This window comes from Microcystis sp. M_QC_C_20170808_M9Col, from assembly GCF_007095495.1.
In the GTDB taxonomy this organism is placed as follows: domain Bacteria; phylum Cyanobacteriota; class Cyanobacteriia; order Cyanobacteriales; family Microcystaceae; genus Microcystis; species Microcystis aeruginosa.
In genome coordinates this window covers 1-19,317 of the sequence record NZ_SFBZ01000126.1, presented here as the reverse complement: position 1 = coordinate 19,317, position 19,317 = coordinate 1, and the positions used below count along the sequence as shown (strand labels likewise).

The 19,317-nt window shown below is 43.1% G+C and carries 13 protein-coding genes and 3 pseudogenes; 7 read left to right on the top strand and 9 right to left on the bottom strand.

Features of this window, described 5'->3' with window-relative positions:
- Positions 1-159: 159 nt before the first annotated feature.
- Entirely contained in the window at positions 160-1,341 is a 1,182-nt protein-coding gene (locus EWV68_RS07780; protein WP_287169396.1) for an RtcB family protein, read from the bottom strand.
- A 360-nt stretch (positions 1,342-1,701) separates the two neighbouring features.
- Between EWV68_RS07780 and dnaK the strand changes: the two genes are divergently transcribed.
- Together dnaK and gltS are read left to right on the top strand one after the other, a co-directional pair.
- On the top strand, positions 1,702-3,606 hold the full coding sequence (gene dnaK / locus EWV68_RS07775) for a molecular chaperone DnaK (protein WP_012264781.1): 1,905 nt from the start codon (positions 1,702-1,704) through the stop codon (positions 3,604-3,606).
- A gap of 248 nt (positions 3,607-3,854) precedes the next feature.
- Entirely contained in the window at positions 3,855-5,063 is a 1,209-nt protein-coding gene (gene gltS / locus EWV68_RS07770) for a sodium/glutamate symporter (protein WP_061431244.1), read from the top strand.
- 232 nt (positions 5,064-5,295) lie between these two features.
- Here the strand turns inward: gltS and EWV68_RS07765 are convergent, their stop codons facing one another.
- From EWV68_RS07765 to EWV68_RS07755, 3 genes are all read right to left on the bottom strand, one after another.
- Positions 5,296-6,258 carry a protochlorophyllide reductase gene (locus EWV68_RS07765; RefSeq protein ID WP_287169395.1) on the bottom strand — a complete coding sequence of 321 codons (963 nt, stop codon included), beginning with the start codon at positions 6,256-6,258 and terminating at the stop codon, positions 5,296-5,298.
- Positions 6,259-7,047: 789 nt separating this feature from the next.
- Entirely contained in the window at positions 7,048-8,049 is a 1,002-nt protein-coding gene (locus tag EWV68_RS07760) for a CsgG/HfaB family protein (protein ID WP_061431246.1), read from the bottom strand.
- A gap of 72 nt (positions 8,050-8,121) precedes the next feature.
- Complete coding sequence (locus EWV68_RS07755; protein WP_287169394.1) at positions 8,122-9,105, bottom strand: succinate dehydrogenase/fumarate reductase iron-sulfur subunit; 984 nt, start codon at positions 9,103-9,105, stop codon at positions 8,122-8,124.
- 532 nt (positions 9,106-9,637) lie between these two features.
- Here EWV68_RS07755 and EWV68_RS07750 point away from each other — a divergent pair.
- Positions 9,638-10,024 (top strand): AbrB family transcriptional regulator, encoded by a 387-nt coding sequence (locus EWV68_RS07750; RefSeq protein ID WP_061431248.1) that lies wholly within the window; start codon positions 9,638-9,640, stop codon positions 10,022-10,024.
- 398 nt (positions 10,025-10,422) lie between these two features.
- The gene (locus EWV68_RS07745; RefSeq protein ID WP_287169393.1) at positions 10,423-11,217 is read left to right on the top strand and encodes a CPBP family intramembrane glutamic endopeptidase; all 795 of its coding nucleotides are present in this window, start codon (positions 10,423-10,425) and stop codon (positions 11,215-11,217) included.
- Here EWV68_RS07745 and EWV68_RS07740 read toward each other — a convergent pair.
- Positions 11,200-11,997, bottom strand: a complete 798-nt coding sequence (locus tag EWV68_RS07740; protein WP_061431250.1) for a Tab2/Atab2 family RNA-binding protein — start codon at positions 11,995-11,997, stop codon at positions 11,200-11,202. The genes EWV68_RS07745 and EWV68_RS07740 overlap by 18 nt on opposite strands.
- A 150-nt stretch (positions 11,998-12,147) precedes the next feature.
- Between EWV68_RS07740 and rimM the strand changes: the two genes are divergently transcribed.
- Positions 12,148-12,726, top strand: a complete 579-nt coding sequence (rimM, locus tag EWV68_RS07735) for a ribosome maturation factor RimM (RefSeq protein WP_002795455.1) — start codon at positions 12,148-12,150, stop codon at positions 12,724-12,726.
- A 594-nt stretch (positions 12,727-13,320) separates the two neighbouring features.
- Here the strand turns inward: rimM and EWV68_RS07730 are convergent.
- The 4 genes and pseudogenes from EWV68_RS07730 to EWV68_RS07715 form a co-directional block, all read right to left on the bottom strand.
- Positions 13,321-13,761, bottom strand: a complete 441-nt coding sequence (locus tag EWV68_RS07730) for a hypothetical protein (RefSeq protein ID WP_287169391.1) — start codon at positions 13,759-13,761, stop codon at positions 13,321-13,323.
- 47 nt (positions 13,762-13,808) lie between these two features.
- Entirely contained in the window at positions 13,809-15,470 is a 1,662-nt protein-coding gene (locus EWV68_RS07725) for a purple acid phosphatase family protein (RefSeq protein WP_287169390.1), read from the bottom strand.
- A 76-nt stretch (positions 15,471-15,546) separates the two neighbouring features.
- On the bottom strand, positions 15,547-17,289 hold the full coding sequence (locus EWV68_RS07720) for an ABC transporter ATP-binding protein (protein ID WP_002795485.1): 1,743 nt from the start codon (positions 17,287-17,289) through the stop codon (positions 15,547-15,549).
- Between the two features lie 189 nt (positions 17,290-17,478).
- Positions 17,479-17,691: pseudogene (locus EWV68_RS07715) on the bottom strand (aminotransferase class V-fold PLP-dependent enzyme); the annotation flags it as partial.
- 392 nt (positions 17,692-18,083) lie between these two features.
- Here EWV68_RS07715 and EWV68_RS07710 point away from each other — a divergent pair.
- Both EWV68_RS07710 and EWV68_RS07705 read left to right on the top strand, forming a co-directional pair.
- Positions 18,084-18,449: pseudogene (locus EWV68_RS07710) on the top strand (ISNCY family transposase); the annotation flags it as partial.
- 243 nt (positions 18,450-18,692) lie between these two features.
- Positions 18,693-19,316, top strand: a pseudogene (locus EWV68_RS07705) (ISNCY family transposase); the annotation flags it as partial.
- Position 19,317: the final 1 nt, after the last annotated feature.

The following is a 19,317-nucleotide window of genomic DNA, read 5'->3' as shown; positions in this document are numbered from 1 at the left end:
CAGAACAGAGTAAATCTGTTAAGGCAGGTGCGGAACCCCGCAAGGGAAAGAAGCAGAAACCTAAATCGTGAGGTTTGGGAATCGCCGTCCGTTTTACGGCGGCGAGGATGTCAAGCTAGGGAAAAAACGACAAAAATCGATCGCTCTGGCAATGATTTGTTAACCTTTGACACACAGCACCTGCTTGAGAGTGGCGACAATTTCCACTAGATCCGCCTGTTGATTCATCACCTGTTGGATCGGTTTATAAGCTCCCGGAATCTCATCAATAACGCCCTCATCTTTGCGGCATTCAACCCCTTGGGTTTGGGCAATTAAATCATCAAGAGTAAAGGTTTTTTTAGCCAGATTTCTCGACATCAAGCGCCCGGCCCCGTGGGAACAGGAACAGAAGCTATTATGTTCTCCTTTGCCCTTAACAATATAAGATTGCGCTCCCATGGAACCGGGGATAATACCATAATCGGTTTCTCTGGCGCGGACGGCTCCTTTTCGGGTGACATAAACCTCCTCCCCAAAATGAATTTCTTTTTCGGCATAATTGTGATGACAATTAACTACTAAGAGGGGTTTAGTTGGTTTGCCTCCCGCTAGATGTTTTTCAACAATGCGTTTAAATCTAGCCATCATAATTTCCCGATTATAACGGGCATATTCCTGCGCCCATTGTAGGTCATGCCAGTAGGCGGCAAATTCTTCTGTACCGGCAACAAAGTAGGCCAGATCGAGGTCAGGTAATTTACCTTCTGCTAGTTTTGCTAACTCTTTGGCCGTATCAATATGACATTGGGCCAGTTGATTACCAATACCTCTAGAACCGGAATGGAGCATTAACCAAACTTGATTGTCTGTATCTAAACAAATTTCGATAAAGTGATTACCACCCCCCAGAGAACCCATTTGTTTAAGGGCTTTTTTCTCTAGGTTCTGCACGCCTCGATGAATCTGTTTAAATTCCGCCCATTTTGGCCATTTAGTTACTTCCCGATCCACTTCTTTATTTTCCGCAAAACCGACGGGAATATTCGCCTCTACATCGAGGCGAATTTTTTTGAGTTTTCCCTGCAATTGTTCGCCAGTAAAAGGCATTTTTAGGGCAGCCATGCCGCAACCAATATCGACTCCGACGGCGGCAGGAATTACGGCATCTTTGGTGGCAATCACCGAACCGACTAAAGCGCCTTTACCCAAGTGAACATCGGGCATTAAAGAAATGTGTTTATAAACAAAAGGTAGGGAAGCGACATTTTTAGCCATTTGGGTTTCTTGGTGTCCCAATTCATGGCCCGCCCAAGATAAAATCGGTGTCGGTGTGGAAATATCCAGAGTTTCGTAAGCCATAGTTTTTAGGAAATAATCAGGTAAAAAGCCGATGTAACTAAGACAATAAGGCAATTGAGATTCTGCGATGAATTAGATAAATTGTTATCAGTGATCGTGTTTGAGCACAGAGGATAAGCTGTTGACTATCTAAATTACTCGTTCAGACTGCCCTCCGGGAGAATTTTTGACTTTCACCGCAGGTTTACCGACTACTGTAATACTACCAAAAAGGTTCGGATACCTACACTATCGAGAAAGCGGGGTTATTTTGCACTATAGAGATAACGAAGGAACTGATAGGGGTGGGTATCGCCTAAAAACCGAGTACAGTTCCGATTCTAGAAGTCACTATAGTTGTATCGGAGCAGCACAAAGATTATGGGAAAAGTAGTTGGAATTGACTTAGGGACGACTAACTCCTGCGTCGCGGTTATGGAAGGTGGCAAACCCACCGTTATCGCCAACGCCGAAGGATTTAGAACCACGCCCTCAGTCGTCGCCTACGCCAAAAGTGGCGATCGCCTAGTAGGACAAATCGCCAAACGTCAAGCGGTAATGAACCCGCAAAATACTTTTTATTCCGTCAAACGCTTCATCGGCAGGAAATTCAACGAAGTTACCAACGAAGCCACAGAAGTATCCTACAAAACTCTCCAAGACGGCAACGGCAACGTTAAATTAGACTGTCCCGCCCAGGGCAAACAATTCTCCCCCGAAGAAATTTCCGCCCAGGTACTGCGGAAACTGGTGGAAGATGCCAGTAAATACCTCGGCGAAACCGTTACCCAAGCAGTCATCACCGTACCCGCTTATTTTAATGACTCCCAACGTCAGGCCACCAAAGATGCCGGTAGAATTGCTGGGATTGAAGTTCTCCGCATTATCAACGAACCCACTGCCGCCTCTCTTGCCTACGGATTAGACAAAAAAGCTAACGAAACCATTCTCGTTTTTGACTTGGGTGGGGGAACCTTTGACGTATCGGTTCTAGAAGTGGGTGATGGTGTCTTTGAAGTTCTCGCTACCTCTGGAGATACTCATCTCGGTGGTGATGACTTCGATAAAAAAATCGTCGATTATTTAGCCGGAGAATTCAAAAAAGTTGAAGGAATAGATCTCCGTCAAGATAAACAAGCCCTGCAACGTCTCACAGAAGCGGCAGAAAAAGCCAAAATTGAACTTTCTAGCGTTACCCAAGCGGAAATTAACCTGCCCTTCATCACCGCTACCGCCGAAGGACCAAAACACCTAGATACCACTTTAACCAGAGCTAAATTTGAGGAAATTTGCGCCGATTTAATCGATCGCTGTCGGATTCCCGTCGAAAATGCCATCCGTGATGCCAAAATCGATAAATCTGCCCTCGATGAAGTGGTTCTCGTCGGTGGTTCAACCCGGATTCCCGCCGTTCAAGAATTAGTTAAAAAAGTTCTGGGCAAAGATCCTAACCAAAGCGTTAACCCCGATGAAGTGGTAGCCGTAGGTGCCGCTATTCAAGGTGGTGTCCTCGCTGGTGAAGTCAAAGATATTCTTCTGCTTGATGTTTCGCCCCTGTCTTTGGGTGTGGAAACCCTCGGCGGTGTGATGACGCGGATTATTACCCGCAACACCACTATCCCCACCAAAAAATCGGAAGTTTTCTCCACGGCAGTAGATGGACAAACTAACGTGGAAATCCACGTCCTGCAAGGGGAACGGGAAATGGCCAAAGATAACAAGAGTTTGGGAACTTTCCGACTCGATGGTATCCCTCCCGCTCCTCGTGGTGTGCCTCAAATCGAAGTGGTCTTCGACATCGATGCTAACGGTATTTTAAATGTCACCGCTAAGGATAAAGGTACAGGAAAAGAACAATCGATCAGCATCACCGGCGCTTCTACCTTGCCCCAAAATGAAGTGGAACGCATGGTTAATGAGGCAGAATCGAACGCCGCAGTCGATAAGGAACGTCGCGAACGCATTGAACGCAAAAATCAAGCTGAAAACGTGGTTTATCAAGCTGAGAAGCAGTTAGCCGAGTTGGGCGATAAGGTTCCCCCATCCGAGAAAAATAAAGCCCAGGCATTGATTAAGGAACTGGAAGAAGCGATCGCTCAAGACGATGATGGTAAGATCAAAACCATCCTACCGGAATTACAACAAGCCCTCTACGCGATCGGTAGCAGTATGTATCAGCAAGGGGCCCCTAGTAATCCCACCGGTGGCAATGATGGCAATGGCCCCTCTGGTGGTGCTGGTGGTGGCGATGATGTCATCGATGCGGAATTCTCCGACGCTAAATAAAAATTAAGTTCATAGCTTCGGCAAGGACACAATTTACTTTGTGTCCTTTTTTCATTGCGGCTTTCTTACAGATAAGGTTGTTATACTAAATCCGTTGAGTATAGGCTACTTATGAGGAGAGGCACTCATGCAAGAGGCACTCATGCAAAACGGAGAATAAATAATCAGTTTTTAATAAGCGGATTTATTGTTACTGAAAATTAGGACTAAACTTAAGTAGAGCATCTTGGAGAACTAAGATTAAGAAAATGGAAATTTACCAATTTAGCCAACGCCAGACAATTATTATGGCTATTCTAGTCCTCTATCTCGGTAAGTATTTAAGAAAAAATATCAAATTTCTGCAAGATTATAACATTCCTGATGCCGTTGCTGGTGGTGTCTTGGCTTCCTTATTTTTCGGTCTATTTTTTGCTGTTTTTAAATGGCAAATTGAATTTACCCTTAATGTTCGGGATGCCCTGTTAATCGTTTTTTTTACTACTATCGGGCTGTCCTCAAAACTAAAAACCCTGCTGCAAGGGGGTAAACCCTTGCTAATTTTATTAATAACCGCCGTGGTTTATCTCATTCTACAAAATTTAGCCGGGTTAGGAGTGGCAAAAGTGATGGGATTAGATTTACCCATCGGTTTGATTGCTGGTTCCGTTTCTTTGAGTGGCGGTCACGGGACTGCCATTGCTTGGGCTTCTATTTTTCGTGATAATTATGGCATCGCCAAAGCATCAGAAATCGGTGTAGCTAGTGCTACTTTTGGGCTAGTTTTAGGGGGAATTATTGGCGGACCGGTGGCTAAATGGTTAATTACTAGAAATCGACTGCGAGCCAATAATCAAGACCAAGATTTAACGGTGGGAATTAAACAAAGCCAGAGGAATGTCAATATCGATTACAATACAATGCTCCATTCAATCTTAGTGATTGGTTTAACTATCGGTTTAGGTAATCAGATTAACTACTGGGTGACTCCCCTTGGTTTAAAATTACCGGATTTTGTCCCCTGTTTATTGGCAGGAATTATCCTGACTAATACCGTACCTTTGGTGTTGAAACGCTTTCCTTGGCCCGCTAATACGCCCTCTTTAGCCTTAATTTCTGATGTTAGTCTCGGTTTATTCCTATCTATGTCCTTGATGAGTTTACAATTATGGACATTGATCGATTTGGCCGGACCGATTGCTATCCTGTTATTAGTGCAGTTCTCACTCAGTATTATTTATACTGTTTTACTGGTCTTTCCCGTAATGGGAAAAAACTATCATGCTTCAGTAGTTTGCGCCGGTTATTTGGGTTTAACTCTAGGGGCAACTCCCACAGCTATCGCCAATATGACAGCGGTAACGGAAAATTTTGGGGCTTCTCCCCAAGCATTTATTATTGTTCCTTTGGTGGGGGCATTTTTTATTGATTTGTCTAATGCTTTTGTCATCCAGCAATTTTTGAATTTTCTGACTTAAAAATTTTTACCGATCAAGTGATTATTGAGGAAAGTTGACTAATCTTGTCCGTCAAGATTGGCCAAAGCTTGCAGTCAAATCGGAATAATACCAAATCCGTTTTTAATAGTATCATTAACTGCCAATCAAGCTTTAAAAACCCAGTTATGGATTGTTTCTTGCTGCTCCGGCGCTCCCCGCTTCGGCAGGACACAAGTTACCTTGTGTCCTTTTTCAGGCTCAAAATCAGAAATTAGGCTAATCCGACTAATTTAGCGCTGTATTCCCACATTTTTGCCCCTCTTTCATCGTCGCGAGCTTGAGGAGAAACCCTTTGAACAAAGGATTTACCCTCTTTTTTCTGACGATTGCCCCAACTCCAGTAAGCGCCAGATTGACGGTATTGGGGGTCAGCCACCACCATAGCGACTCTTTCCCCGGCTAATTCTTGGGAAACATAGCCACCGGTGATATTTTTCTGGAACCAGGGGAAAAACTGCTGGAAAAAGGGGTAATGGTTGCGGAAAAGGGGTGTATCGGCCACACAACCCGGATAGAGGGAAGTAAAAGTGATTCCGGTCGATTGGTGATAGCGTTTGTGCAGTTCCCGCATGGTGAGAACATTACACACCTTACTATCTTTGTAGGCTTTGACCGATTCAAATTTTTTGCCGTCGGCCATAGTAATCGGCTCTTTGAAACCCTTGGCAAACCCGTCCAAATCGCCCAAATCGGGACGAGGAGGAATTTTACCGCCTAATTCATCGGGATTATGGGTGACAGTGCCGAGAATGACTAAACGCCGGTCGGGAGAGGGGGAATTTTTTAGGTCTTCCAAGAGCAAATTTGAGAGCAGGAAATGACCTAAATGATTGGTGGCCATGCTCAATTCATAACCGTCGGGACTTCTTAAGGGTTCTTTGAGCAAAGGCAGATAGATAGCGGCATTACAGACTAAAGCGGTTAGAGATCTGCCCAAGGCCCGGAAATTTTTAACGAAGCGCCGGACGCTATCGAGGGAACCGAGGTCGATAAATTCAATACAGTAGTTATCCCGGGGAATGTTCAATTCCTTGGCAGCCTGTTCCATTTTCGGGATATCCCGACAGGCCATAACCACAAACCAACCTCTTTGAGCAAGGGATTTAGCGGCGTAGAGACCGACTCCAGAAGTTGTCCCAGTAATGATCACCGTGGGTTTTTTATCTTGTATCATTTTTTGATAATTTTCGTTAATCGCTCTGGTCTAGGGAATATCCAAAGGATTCCGATTATAAATTTTATCTCAAATGTCGGGGTTTCATCCCGTCGCTTTTAGGGACGGGATGAAACCAAGCGCCAATATAAAACAGCACTTCGACACATTTCGACAGGCTCAATGTAAAGGCTCAACGTAAAGGCTCAGTGACACGAAGCACGATTAAAAATAAGCGTCCAGTCTCCTGACAAAATCTCGAATAACTTCTTCTTGTAAGGGTCTTGACCTACTCAGGCCAAATAGCTACCATGTAAGTAGAGCGGATAGGGTAATCAACAGCTTTAAAAACCCATGTAGTCTAACCACTACGCTATCTGCACCTTGACAATTAAAGATATGGGGTTCTACTCAATAGTTCTAGTTTCCCCCTGCTCGTGATGTAAAATCTTTACAGGAAATAGACAAAGCAGTATTTGAAGCTAACGTTTCAATTCAAGCAAACTTTGTACCCCCCCCTTGCCCCCCCCCGACGTCGGGGGGGGCAAGGGGGACTATCGTAGGGCATACGAAAAGTAACGCGCAAGCGTGAGAACCACCTCTGGGTTGGATAACGCAAGGCATCTAATTTAAGTGGACTCGTTGAACTAAGAATCCCGAAGCGCTTAGTGCGACGGGAGTGTCAAATAACTTCAAATTTTCGTGAGTGTTCACTTATCAGTGATCAGTTATCAGTTATCAGTGATCAGTTATCAGATTTAAGTTTACCGATCTCCCCACTTCCCCACTTCCCCAATTCATAATTCATAACTAACGAATGGGTTTAGCTAAATCACCGATTTTAAAACCATTACCGGTAATGATGCGACCGACGCTAGATTGACCATCAGCTTCGACAATTTCGAGAGTGCCAATCGGTTGAGTAATCTGACGGATAACCTTACCCGTTTGCGGATCCTTGACCGTTTGAGTCGTCCGTTCGATGGAAATGCGTAAACCGACACGATAGCCTTCTCCCGTACCTTTATTGAGAATTACCTGATTTCCCGCCACGGCAGCCACTAAAGCGGTGACAGTCGGGAGCGAGCGAGGTGTAGCGGCGATTTGGTCGGCTTTATCATTGAGATTATCCACCACCTGCGCCACTGCCTTATCCGTGGCAATACTGAGTAATTTCCCTTCGTTGGAGGTTTGGGAACCACCCCCAACCCCTAAAACCACGGTTGAACCATCGGATTGATTGGCAGTACCATCTCCCTGAGCGGTGGTAATAATTTCGGCCGTGGTGGTATTAATTGCCCGGACATTTAACTTGACAAAAGCATCGGTTTCTGTCTTGGCGGTGCTAAAAATAATAAACGAGCCACCAGATTGTTTTTTTTGTAAATCGAATTGGGTAATCGAACCGATAATCACCACATCTACCCCCAAAATTTGCCCGATTTGAGCGGCGGTAGCGGCATCTACCCGTCCCGAAGCCCCCAAATTCTGTTCTCTGAGGACAGCATCAATGCGACTGCGCTCAATGACTGTATAGCGACCACTTTCCACCAATTTATTGACGAGAATATCACTGACACCACTGGCTCCACCATTGAGAAATGTTAGCCACTGGGGATTACTGAGACCGCTATAATCGAAGTCTAAAACCGCTACTCGTACCTTTTCGCTTTTTTGGGCTAAGAGTAACGGTAAATTGTTAGAGATAGCTTGGGAGAAAGCCGGTGCGTTGAAGCTAAAACCCAAACTAGAAGCGACTCCCACAAGGGTGATTAGGGCAGAAAAACCACGGATACTATCTCGATCGAACATGATAAGGGGTTCTCCAGTCAAATAGAATATAGATCATAATCATCTCAGAATTACTCTAACCATCGAGAGTGATCAAGAGCGAGAATTTTGAATGGCAGTAATTAAACCTCTCACCTCCTCGGTTCCCTCGGAAGCTTCAAAGGAAGTGGGAAATTTACCCTTAGCAATCATCCGCAATCCCAAGGGGGCAATACTTAATAAACCCTGTAAATCGCGCCAATAATTGCCCACCACATAGAGGCCGAATTTGCGTTCATCAACCCATCCCCCTGCTTTGACTAATTCCACTAAAACTTTCCGGTGACGAATGGGACGACTACTATCGTCCGACTTGCGAGCGAGTATTTCCTGTTTAATTTTACTAATCTGATCCATGGGGGCCACTTCCATGGGACAAACCGCATTACAGAAATAGCAGCGCGTACACCCCCAAACCCCGGCGGTGCCTTGATGATAAAGTTCTAGGCGACTTTCCTGATTACCATCGCGGGAATCTGCTAGGGTGCGCTGCGCTTTTGCTAAAGCGTGGGGACCGACAAAATCAGGATTCACTTGCTTGGCATTACATTCCGAATAACAGGCCCCGCACATAATGCAGTTACCCATCTGATTGAGATTGGCTCTTTCTTCTGGAGTTTGCAGAAATTCTCGTTCGGGAATGGTGCGTGCTTGACTACTGATATAAGGTTCAACCTTTTCTAAATCGTCCCAAAACGGTTGCATATTGACGATTAAATCCCGGATAATCGGTAAATTACCCAGAGGGGCGATCGTGATTTCGGGAATTTCTCCGGCATCTTTTTGGCTACAATGGTTTAATTCACTGGCGATATTTTTTTGACAAGCCAAGGCCGAACGACCGTTAATTTTCATCGCACAGCTGCCACAAATTGTATTGCGGCAATTTTTACGAAAGGCCAAAGTTCCATCAAGTTCCCATTTGATGCGATTAAGGCAGTCGAGAATTGTATTTCCCGCCTCCACCTCTAGGGTAAAATTTTCTAGGTAGGGGGTGTCGTTGGGTCGTTGACGCAGAATTTTAAAAGAAACTTCCATACTCGGCACGGGGATGAGGGACTCCTAATACTCAGGATAATCGATGTTAACGGGCCAAAGGGGAGCTAGTAATGGTAATTAATCCTTAAGATTTTCCCCGGTCGGTTCAGCAAAGGGGTGGGTATCTAGACCTAATCATAGATGGGCAAGTCGCTCGAAAACAGTTTAATCACCCCGGATTTACTGCTCTGGGTCATTAGTTTTTTGCCAACTCCAACCACAAGTATAGTTTCTCAATTCCTTGCTAGGTATAGCTTGATCGGTTTTATGTCCTCACTTTCTCCCCCCTGTTTTCCTCGCACTCGACCAAAAATTGCGAGAGTCTTGACCAAAAATTTCCTCTCCCCCACAAGGTTTACACTTACTACCTAGTCTGGGGTCTTCTTAGCACGATTGTCATCACCGAACCATCAGTTTTAAAAAATTTATTATTCCCCTCTAGACATTTTTGGCAAGATTTTTGGTATGATCAATTTGTCAGTGTAAACTTAATTGACAGTCAGTCAAAAATCAAGGGACATTTAAAAGTACCATGAATGATATCTCTCCTACTCCCCTAACCGGGAAAGCTCTACTTCAAAAAGTCAAAGAGTTGTCCCACTTACCCCGTCGCGAAACGGCAAAACGTTGTGGTTACTACTCCCAAAGTAAAGATGGTCAAGTTCGGGTCAATTTAACCGACTTTTACGATGCTGTTTTAGGTGCAAAAGGGGTTCCTCTCGATCCCGAAGGCACTAAAGATGGCCGCGGCCGCGAACCCACTTTCCGGGTTAGTGTCCACAAAAATGGTCAAATCGTCATCGGTTCCACCTATACCGAACAAATGAACTTGCAGCCCGGCGATGAATTTGAAATCAAACTTGGCTACAAGCACATCCACCTCAAACAAATGGAATCAGAAGAACCAGTAGAAGCTTAAATAGGTTACGGAGTAGGGATAAGGATAAAAAAAATCGGCAGTCAAAAGGGCTAGTTTTGACAAGACCGACCAAAAAGACAATATAGATTCTTACCCCTAATTCTAACCCCTGACCGCCTCTTTTATCAACTTGAGGGGTTTTCCTTAAGCACTTTTTCTTCTTTTTCGCAACCCCCTAGGGATGGATTTTTGTTGGAGCTAGGCTTTACCAGCGCAAAGTTCCACAGTTATCCTATGCCTAGGGGGTTGGTTTTATGGGTGTTAGGAGACAGGAGACTCCGAGTTAGTATTCAGGAGATTATTTTTGTTTATTCTTCCCACACCCCACACCCTACACCCCACACCCCACACCCTACACCCCACACCCCACACCCTACACCCCACACCCCTAATTGACAATGGACATTGCTGCCTTAATAAAAATTATTATTTTCCTGTTAGTCTGGTTAATTCTCTGGCTGCCCATTGCCATGGTTTTAGGGAGTCGTTTGGGATGGCAACCGCTGCAAGGGACAAAACCTGACCAAAAATTGCCCCTGGTGGCCTCTCTTTACGCATTGGCTCCCTTAGTTATCTGGGGATTATTAAAGATAGAGGGGAGCAGCCTCCATAATTACGGATTAATTTGGTCATTTTCCCTATTTATCTCCCTAACTAAAGGATTAATCCTGGCAGTGGTGGGATTAGGGATAATTTTTTTCCTAGAGGGGATTTTGACATGGGTACATTGGCAGCCCAAAAATCTAACTCGCGCTTTTTCCTTGAGTTTACCCCTGTTGATAGTGGCCCTCTGGGTGGGTATTACCGAGGAATTAATCTTTCGGGGCATCTTTTTGGGCCAATTAAGCCAAGAATACGGTTTTTGGGTGGCGGGAGCCATTTCTAGCCTAATTTTTGCCCTGCTGCACCTGCTTTGGGAACGTCAGCAAACGCTGCCGCAACTACCCGGTTTATTTCTGATGGGGATGGTTCTGGTCTGGGCGCGGGCGATCGATCATGGTAGTTTAGGATTAGCTTGGGGACTTCATGGCGGTTGGGTATGGGGATTGGCCTTGCTAGACAGTGCCGAATTGATGTCTTACAGCGATTCTGGGTTAGCTTGGGTTAAAGGTATCTATAACCAACCTTTAGCGGGTTTAGCCGGCATTCTTTGCCTCTTGGGGACAGCTTGGGGGTTAAACCTGCTTCAGTAGCCAAAAGCCGGTAAAAGTGCGACTGGAATCGTCTGGTTGTATGAGAAGAAAGTGCAAACCTTGGCTTTCCTCTTTGGTTGCTTGATAAGCATTGGCTGCCTGGGCCACTTCTTCATCTTCGTAGGTCAGGAAAATCCAACGCTCATTTAGACCCGATTCCAAGACTAAACCGCCCGATCGCCCCCTTTCTGTGGGAATATGATCGATAAATACTGGGTTAATTTCCCCTAACCAACGAGCGATCGCCAGAGATTTTTTACCACCGGTAATAACCACACCGGGGATCATTAAAGTGGAGGCTAAACCTAATTTTAAAGGAGAAAAGGCCTCTGGTAGGGAAAGAATCGGTATTCTGCGATCGCCAAAAAAGTTAACTAAATCAACGGCGGGAAAGCGAGCAAAACGCCACTCTTGACCTAAAAATTGGTCGGGTACGGGTTGTGGTGGAGGAGAGTCGATATTTATGGGGATTTGCCGCAATTCTAGCTGTTTTTTGAGGGCGTTAACGTGACGGGTTAACTCGATTTTGATCTGTAAATTCTGACCAGCGAGGAGAAATAAATTGGCGCATTGGGGGCGAAAAACTTGGATAATTTCTGGGGAGGAGACTTGACAAGCTTGCTGTAACTGTTGGGTTAACCAGTCGCTATTAGCTTGCGATTGGGGACAGGAATTTTCATAGATAAGATGACCGAGAGGATCGGAAATTAACAATTGCCAGACTGTGCCAAGAGGGGAAGAAGATGAAGATTTATAAAAATCCGCTTGCCAAATAGTCATAATTCAGTAAAAAGTCACCAGTAAAAAGTCAAAAAATGGTCAGGAGTAGAGGTCAAATAAAAATTTTACCTTACCAAGACTTTTAAAATCTAGGAGCGAGACAAAAAAGGCTATATACTAGGGAAAGCTATAGCAAAAAATATCGAGACAATGGAAGAAAATTGGCTAGAAATTGGGACAATAGTAGCACCCCAGGGACTGGAGGGAGAATTGCGAGTTTTATCGGTATCAGATTTTCCCGAACGTTTTCAGAAGCGAGGGATGAGGGGAATACAAGGACCCCAGGGGGGAGAAATCCGAGAAATTACTCTGCTCAGGGGACGTGAGCTACCGGGCAAAAATGTTTATGTTATCAAGTTAGAGGGGGTTGAAAATCGGGAACAAGCCGAAGCTTTGCGCGGATATAAATTATGGGCGAATAAACTAGAAAAACCTCGCCTAAAAGCGGATGAATATCATGTTAGCGAGCTAGTGAACTTAGAGGTTTATCATCACCTTACAGGAGAAAAAATCGGGGTTGTGGTAGATATTTTCTGGGCGGGTAATGACATTTTAGCAGTGCAACTAGAAGCAAATCTCGCCTCTGTCAAGAAAAAAAGTCCATCCTCCGACTCAGAGGCCAGGGCCTTGGTCCCCTTCGTCAAAGAAATTGTTCCACTGGTGGATCTGAAAGCGGCACGCATCGAGATCGCGCCACCACCGGGGTTATTAGAGATCAATTTATCCTAGTGGGACTTAAACGATCAACAAGAGTATAATAGAGTATAATCGTTATAGAATAAGCACTTGACGTTGAGAGAGCAGCGATGAAAGAGACAACCCCAGTCGCGATGCCTCCCTGCTTTCACCGATGGTGTGGACGTTTTGACAACTGCTTCAAGAGCGAAGCGCAAAAAAATGGGTTCAGACAGTATTTAGGGTTTGCGGCAAAAAGTTTGTTGGTGGGGTTAGGAGTCTCCGAGTCAGGAGTCTCCGAGTCAGTAGCCGGTCGTTTCAGGCTTTGTTGCCCTCTCTTTTCGTACCAGTTTGTGTACGACAAGAAGGATAATGCAAGGTTTTTGAGGGTCCCAATCCGATTTTCGCAGCATGAACATCGGATTTTAACAGGTCAAAAGCCTTATTGTAAAAGGGTTTTACCATTATTCAGCAAACCCCAATTAGGAATTGAGAAAAATGCCAGACTTTAAGGTTTCAAATTTCGGTTCTCCCAGCTTTGGTGGGTAAAATGTATTCTAAGATACATTTCTCCTAGCGAGGGGGTGGAACGAACCACAAAGACACAAAGGACACAAAGATCGATCGATCCTATGTAAGTTAAACTTATCACACAGAACCTAGAAGAGCCAAATTTCCTCCTCGAATAAACCAAGTAATTGTGGCACTGGTAAAAGCAGTGATAGCGACAATAGCTATTTGTTTCCAGTTTTTTAATTCCCCAACTTTCTCGATTAAATCGGGAATTTTTGGGGTTAATACTGCTTGGGATTGAATTGTTCCTTCAATTTTAGCCGTTATAATTTTCACTTCCGTGATTTCTTTGTGTAGGTTAACAAATTGCTTGTTATTTTCTTCTCTCAGGGTTTCTAGTTGTTGGCGATTATCTTCCTTTAGCGTATCAATTTGCTCGCGGGTTTCTTCTCGCAGGGAACTTATTTGCTCGCGGGTTTCTTCTCGCAGAGAAATCATTTGCTCGCGGGTTTCCTGTCGCATTGCCGAGAGTAAGTCTTTCAATTCTTGAATATCATTGCTAGTAACAGTAGTCATACAATTAACCCCAAGAGAATCTATTTAACCGGCACTCTTTGATTTTATTATATTTCACCTACGCTAAAAAGGTCAAATTCATCAAATTTAATTACCTCGGAGTCAGGATAACGGGTATCAAAACGATAACTGCTCACGGTTGCTTTTTCTGTATCTAAAATGCTAAAAACCGTCAGATCATTACTGGCAATATAGGGTAAAGGTTGATTAACCCAATCCACTAGAGGAGCAATATTCGGGATAATTGCTTGTAATCCATTGGGATTACCGATGGCTGCATAATTTCTATCGAGGGGTACAGGACGTTTTTTATCACCTAAATAAGCAGCATAACTATTACCAACGTTAGAAGATTCGAGAAAATTCATACCCTTAGGACTAAGAAAACGATTCCATAAATGAGAATGACCATAAAAAACCAAATTAACCTTGGCTGATTCTAATAAAGGAATTAGATCACGAATAATATAATCATTTTCTCGGGGATAATCATAACGTACTGAGCTAACTTTTCCCGTGGTATCCCGTTGAATTGTCGGCACGGGATCGGTGTAGGGTGGAACGATATTTCCTCCTAGGGTATGGGGAGGATGATGAAACATAACTACTTTATATTTAGCCTCTTGAAATTCTCGACTATTTAACTCTTTTTCTAACCATTGATATTGAGGACTACCCTGAGCAATTGGCTCAAAAATATGCTGACCGTAACCCCAGCGGTCGGGTCTATCTAAATCTCTTTGATTTTCGTAATATCTTCCCCTTGCACTGGGGTCTAAATTGGGATTTCTCCAGATATTAGTAACATATAAAACCACTAAACGAATATCGCCAAAGGTTAGAGAATAATATTTATTTTGAGGCAAAGAAAAAATTTCTTCGTAGGTTTCTGTGTTGAAAGCATTATTTTTTAACCAGGTTTCATTAATTACTGCTGTATCCGCTGCTAGTTGTTTAGCAATAAACTGAGGAATAGCATCTTCAAACTGTTCATTTAAACCTATAGAAGTAGAAAATCTGCCCATAACTTCATGATTACCAATAGCAGGAAATAAGGGCGCATTTTGAATAATTTCTCCCCCTTTATAAATAGTCTGAATACCATTCTTTGTAAGAGTATAATTGGCACGACCTTGTAAACAGGGAAAGAATGCCCCACCGCGAATATCATCAAACCATTCGGAAGCTCGATCGGGTATATTAACTAAATCTCCTGCTAAAAAAACTGCATCTACCTGTCCAATAGTTTCGCTAACTTTTTGTAAATTAGCGGCAGTCATGGGCATTAATTGATGATCGGAAGTGAGCAGAATTTTGAGATTAGTTCCTTTTTTGGGTCTTGGGGTAAGGGTATAAATATCACTTCTAATCGCTGTATTTTCCTGAAAACTGGTGACTTGATAGGGAATCCTTTCCCCGGGATTTAAATCAGTAATTTCGGCCTGATGTCGCCAGATTTCTCGAGCGGTTAAAGATTGATAAGCTTCAACGGTTCTCGATTTTGCATCTTCTCTAACTCTGGTTAATTTGCTAGTGCGAGCGGGGACCATTTTCTCTAGTTTTTCCCCGTAGCGCACCTGATGACGAGCGCCAAAAAATTCCGTAAACCAAATCACTTGTACTGATGTTTCGGTGGGTAATTGTAAAAAAGGTTCGGTTAAAAGTTGATTCTTGTTCATTGTCGCTAAAAGATAACTGCTGTGCTGCATTTAAACGGTCTTAAGGAGTAATTGAGATAGTCCACAGCTTAACCGGCAATAACTGGCAGATTCCCTATTTTATCGGCTAATGTAAAACCTTAGACTCTAACTGCTGCTGTTGCCAGAGATTTTGATAGACTCCGGGGACTGCGATTAACTCCTCGTGGGTTCCTATCTGGACAATTTCTCCGCGATCCATGACAAAAATGCGATCGGCAGTGGCAGCGGCCGATAATTGATGGGAGATAAAAATCACGGTTTTTTGGCTTTCTTGGCTGATATTTTCCAAAATAGCTGTAGCCGTTTGATTATCGACGCTAGATAGGGCATCATCAAGGATTAAAATCGGTGCTTGGATGGCTAAAGCGCGCGCTAAAGAGGCCCGTTGACGTTGACCACCGGAAAGAGTAATCCCACGTTCTCCCACTAAAGTTCCGTATTTTTGCGGGAAATTCTCGATTTCCTCCTGAATTCTCGCTTGTTTGGCCGCCGATTCCACTGCCGAAAAATTCAGCAGCGGATCGCCATAACGGATATTATCTTCAATGGTGGTACTAAATAAAAAACTTTCTTGGGGAACATAAGCGATCGCTTTTCGCAGCTCTTCCAGGGCAATTTGAGTGACATCTTGATCATCAATAAATAACTGTCCCTCAGCAATATTCAAAAGACGGGGAATAGCGTTAGCAAGGGTAGATTTTCCCGATCTGATCGCACCGACGACCGCTACCGTTTCCCCCGGATTAATGGTAAAAGAAAGAGATTTTAAGGCGGGTTCCTTAGCATCAGGATAGAAAAAAGTCAAGGCTTTGGCGGTAATTTTTCCTTGAATATTTTTTAAGTGAATACAATCGGCATTGTCTTTAATTTTAGCCTCGGCTAATAGGATAGTTTCCAGGCGATCTATACTCACTTCTCCCTGTTGGTAGGCAGTAATAGTGAAACCTAATAAAGCAGTGGGAAAAACTAATCTTTCTGCCAAAATTAACAGAGCAATAAAGTCCCCAATGGTGATATTACCCGCTATAATTTGTCTAGTACCGAGAGCAAGCAACGCCAATAAACTGACATAGGCCAAAGCTTCAATCAGAGGAAAAAGAAAATTACGAGTCTGGACTAAATCTAAATTAGCCTGTAATAATTTGCGATTTCTTTGCTTAAATGCTAGGCGCTCGTTACCTTCTTGGGCATAAATTTTAATCAGAGTAATACCACTCATATCCTCTTGAATTAAATCGCTCAGATGCGAGAGTTTTTCTTGTACTTTTTTCTGTTGCCGCTGCAGACGACCACTAAATAACTGCACAGCAATTAACATCAAAGGATAGACAGAAATAGCGGCGATTGAAAGGGGAATGTGAATCGCTAACATTACGGGCAAAGTTAACCCATAGGCAAAAAAAGTATTAGCCAAACTGAGCAAAGCAAAACCCACCAGACGACGGATATTATCCACATCGCTAGTGGCACGGTTGATTAAATCTCCTGAAGTTTGTCGAGAAAAATAGGCAGGTTCAAGGGTTAATAAATGCTGAAAGATTTTTTGTTTAAGCTCGAACTCTACCTGACGACCGATCCCGAATAACAATACTCTGGAAATCATGCGGATAAACCACATAATCGAGGCTAAAGCGACAATTAAAATCAGATAATAAATGATTTTTTGAAAGTCAAAGGATTTACTCAAATCATCGATGCTATCCCGGATTAAAAGCGGTATATAAACACCCAAAAGATTAACAATAAGCAGAGCAACTACCCCCCCAGTTACTATTTGCCAATGGGGACGTAGATAATTTGCTAGTTTTTTAATGCGAGAATAAGCCATATTCAGTTATCAGTAATCGGTGATCAGTTATCAGTTAGAATAGGGAACAGGTAAAAGGGGGAATAGATAATCAGTGGATTATGAGATGCGGCCACATTTCCCACCCAAGAATTTTTATTTTTTCTCCTTAACATTAGAACCAGCCTTGGGCGGTTTACCGGGGGGGCTGATCAATTTTAGCTTGATAGCCGTACCGCCAGAAGTGAAGATAATCTGGTCTGAATTGGCATTAATTAACCCTGCTACCTGTTCTCTGGCCATTTCAATGACTGTCGCCCTATCCTGTCCCCAAGTGTGTAAACTGGAGGGGTTGCCCCAATGATGCTGGAGAATAGTGGCAACCCGCTCGATCACTTGGGGATGAGTGGGGGTAGTAGCACTATAGTCAAGATAAATTTGCATTATTTGAGAATCTGAGAAATGAGAGCCAAGGACAAGCAGCTATTCTCAGTTTAGCGGCTTAAGAGATTAGAAACCCGCTTTCTTAAAGAAAGCGGGTTTCTAATCTCATTTTGAAATAAATAGAGCATTAACCCCGATTTTGGTATTTAAAATATAGTACAAAATAACTACTTTTTGGGGAGAGGCGATCACTAAAAAAACAATTGGTTTCACAAATTAAGTATAAATACTCAAGCAATCAAAGGGGTTGGCTGAGAACGAACGGGGGAAATTCAGGAAGATAGTTCTGTTTTTAGAATAGGGAATTCAAGGGAAATAAAAATTTATAATTATTGTCAGCTAAGGTAAAATGGGTGAGTTAGAAATCCACCAGCACGTCAAATTATTCCAAGATGGCTCAAAAAGCGGCCACCCTAGAAATTTCGGAATTAATGCAATTTTTACGTCAAGAATTACATGATTTACCCGATGAGAGGAAACCTGGAAATAATAGAAAATATCAGGTATAAGATGCCGTGATGGCTGCATTTTCAGTCTTTTTTACTCAGTCGCCGTCTTTTTTAGACCATCAACGTTTAATGAAAAGCAATAAGGGAAAAGATAATGCTGAAAGTTTATTTTCAATTGAAAAAATTCCTGGGGATAATCAAATAAGAAATCTGTTAGATGCAGTGCCAGCATCTACTGTCTCTAGGACTTTTCAAAAAGTCTATCAATGGTTAAAGGAAAAGGGAGTTTTGAAAAAGTTTCTCTACTTAGGGTTTGCTGAAAAAGCTTTTCGGTGGTGGCAGGGTGTGGCCCCCCCAACCCCCCCGACATCGGGGGGGCAGGTGGGGTGTGGGGTGTGGGGTTTCATCGATTTTCAGGTGGTCAACTACCTAATTTTCAGGGAAAAAGTCCAGGAAATTTCCCCCCGATCCCCGCAATGGCTGGCACTTTTTGAGGGGAAAAAAGTCCAAAAGTCTTATCCAAAAAGGTTTTTAGATTTATTCAGCAGACCCTACTTAGATGGAGAAATTTTAGTGGCATTAGATGGCACAGAATATTTCTCATATAAGAAAATTAATTGCCCTCATTGTAATTGTCGTAATCATCGAAATGGAACTACAACTTATTTTCATGGCTGTGTCACGCCTATTGTGGTTTCTCCTAATCAAAAACAAGTAATTAATTTAGAGCCAGAATTTATTAAAAAACAAGATGGTCATCAAAAACAAGACTGTGAAAATGCGGCTGTTAAAAGATGGTTAAATAAGAATCATAAAAATAAGTATGGTTATCCTGTAACTCTTTTAGGAGACGACTTATATTCTCACGAACCTGTTTGTGAATTAGCGGTAAAACAAGGTTATTATTTTATAATAATGTCGAAGAAATTGTCAAAGCTGGGCGCAGCAGATGGAAAGTTGAAAATGAAGGCAATAACGTTCTTAAAAATCACGGTTATAATTTAGAGCATAACTTTGGTCATGGTCAGAATCATTTGTGCGAGTTCTTATTGTCTTTGAATTTACTAGCTTTTTTATTTCATACCGTTTTGGATTTAGTTAATTACACCTATCAAAAGATTCGTGAGCTATTAGTAACTCGGACTTCTTTCTTTAATGATATTCGTACCCTATTAAA

What these genes read in the sequence shown, in the direction of transcription:
- EWV68_RS07780 (WP_287169396.1), bottom strand. Translation starts at nt 1,341, where the DNA reads ATGGCTTACGAAACTCTGGATATTTCCACACCGACACCGATTTTATCT.
- dnaK (WP_012264781.1), top strand. Translation starts at nt 1,702, where the DNA reads ATGGGAAAAGTAGTTGGAATTGACTTAGGGACGACTAACTCCTGCGTC.
- gltS (WP_061431244.1), top strand. Translation starts at nt 3,855, where the DNA reads ATGGAAATTTACCAATTTAGCCAACGCCAGACAATTATTATGGCTATT.
- EWV68_RS07765 (WP_287169395.1), bottom strand. Translation starts at nt 6,258, where the DNA reads ATGATACAAGATAAAAAACCCACGGTGATCATTACTGGGACAACTTCT.
- EWV68_RS07760 (WP_061431246.1), bottom strand. Translation starts at nt 8,049, where the DNA reads ATGTTCGATCGAGATAGTATCCGTGGTTTTTCTGCCCTAATCACCCTT.
- EWV68_RS07755 (WP_287169394.1), bottom strand. Translation starts at nt 9,105, where the DNA reads ATGGAAGTTTCTTTTAAAATTCTGCGTCAACGACCCAACGACACCCCC.
- EWV68_RS07750 (WP_061431248.1), top strand. Translation starts at nt 9,638, where the DNA reads ATGAATGATATCTCTCCTACTCCCCTAACCGGGAAAGCTCTACTTCAA.
- EWV68_RS07745 (WP_287169393.1), top strand. Translation starts at nt 10,423, where the DNA reads ATGGACATTGCTGCCTTAATAAAAATTATTATTTTCCTGTTAGTCTGG.
- EWV68_RS07740 (WP_061431250.1), bottom strand. Translation starts at nt 11,997, where the DNA reads ATGACTATTTGGCAAGCGGATTTTTATAAATCTTCATCTTCTTCCCCT.
- rimM (WP_002795455.1), top strand. Translation starts at nt 12,148, where the DNA reads ATGGAAGAAAATTGGCTAGAAATTGGGACAATAGTAGCACCCCAGGGA.
- EWV68_RS07730 (WP_287169391.1), bottom strand. Translation starts at nt 13,761, where the DNA reads ATGACTACTGTTACTAGCAATGATATTCAAGAATTGAAAGACTTACTC.
- EWV68_RS07725 (WP_287169390.1), bottom strand. Translation starts at nt 15,470, where the DNA reads ATGCAGCACAGCAGTTATCTTTTAGCGACAATGAACAAGAATCAACTT.
- EWV68_RS07720 (WP_002795485.1), bottom strand. Translation starts at nt 17,289, where the DNA reads ATGGCTTATTCTCGCATTAAAAAACTAGCAAATTATCTACGTCCCCAT.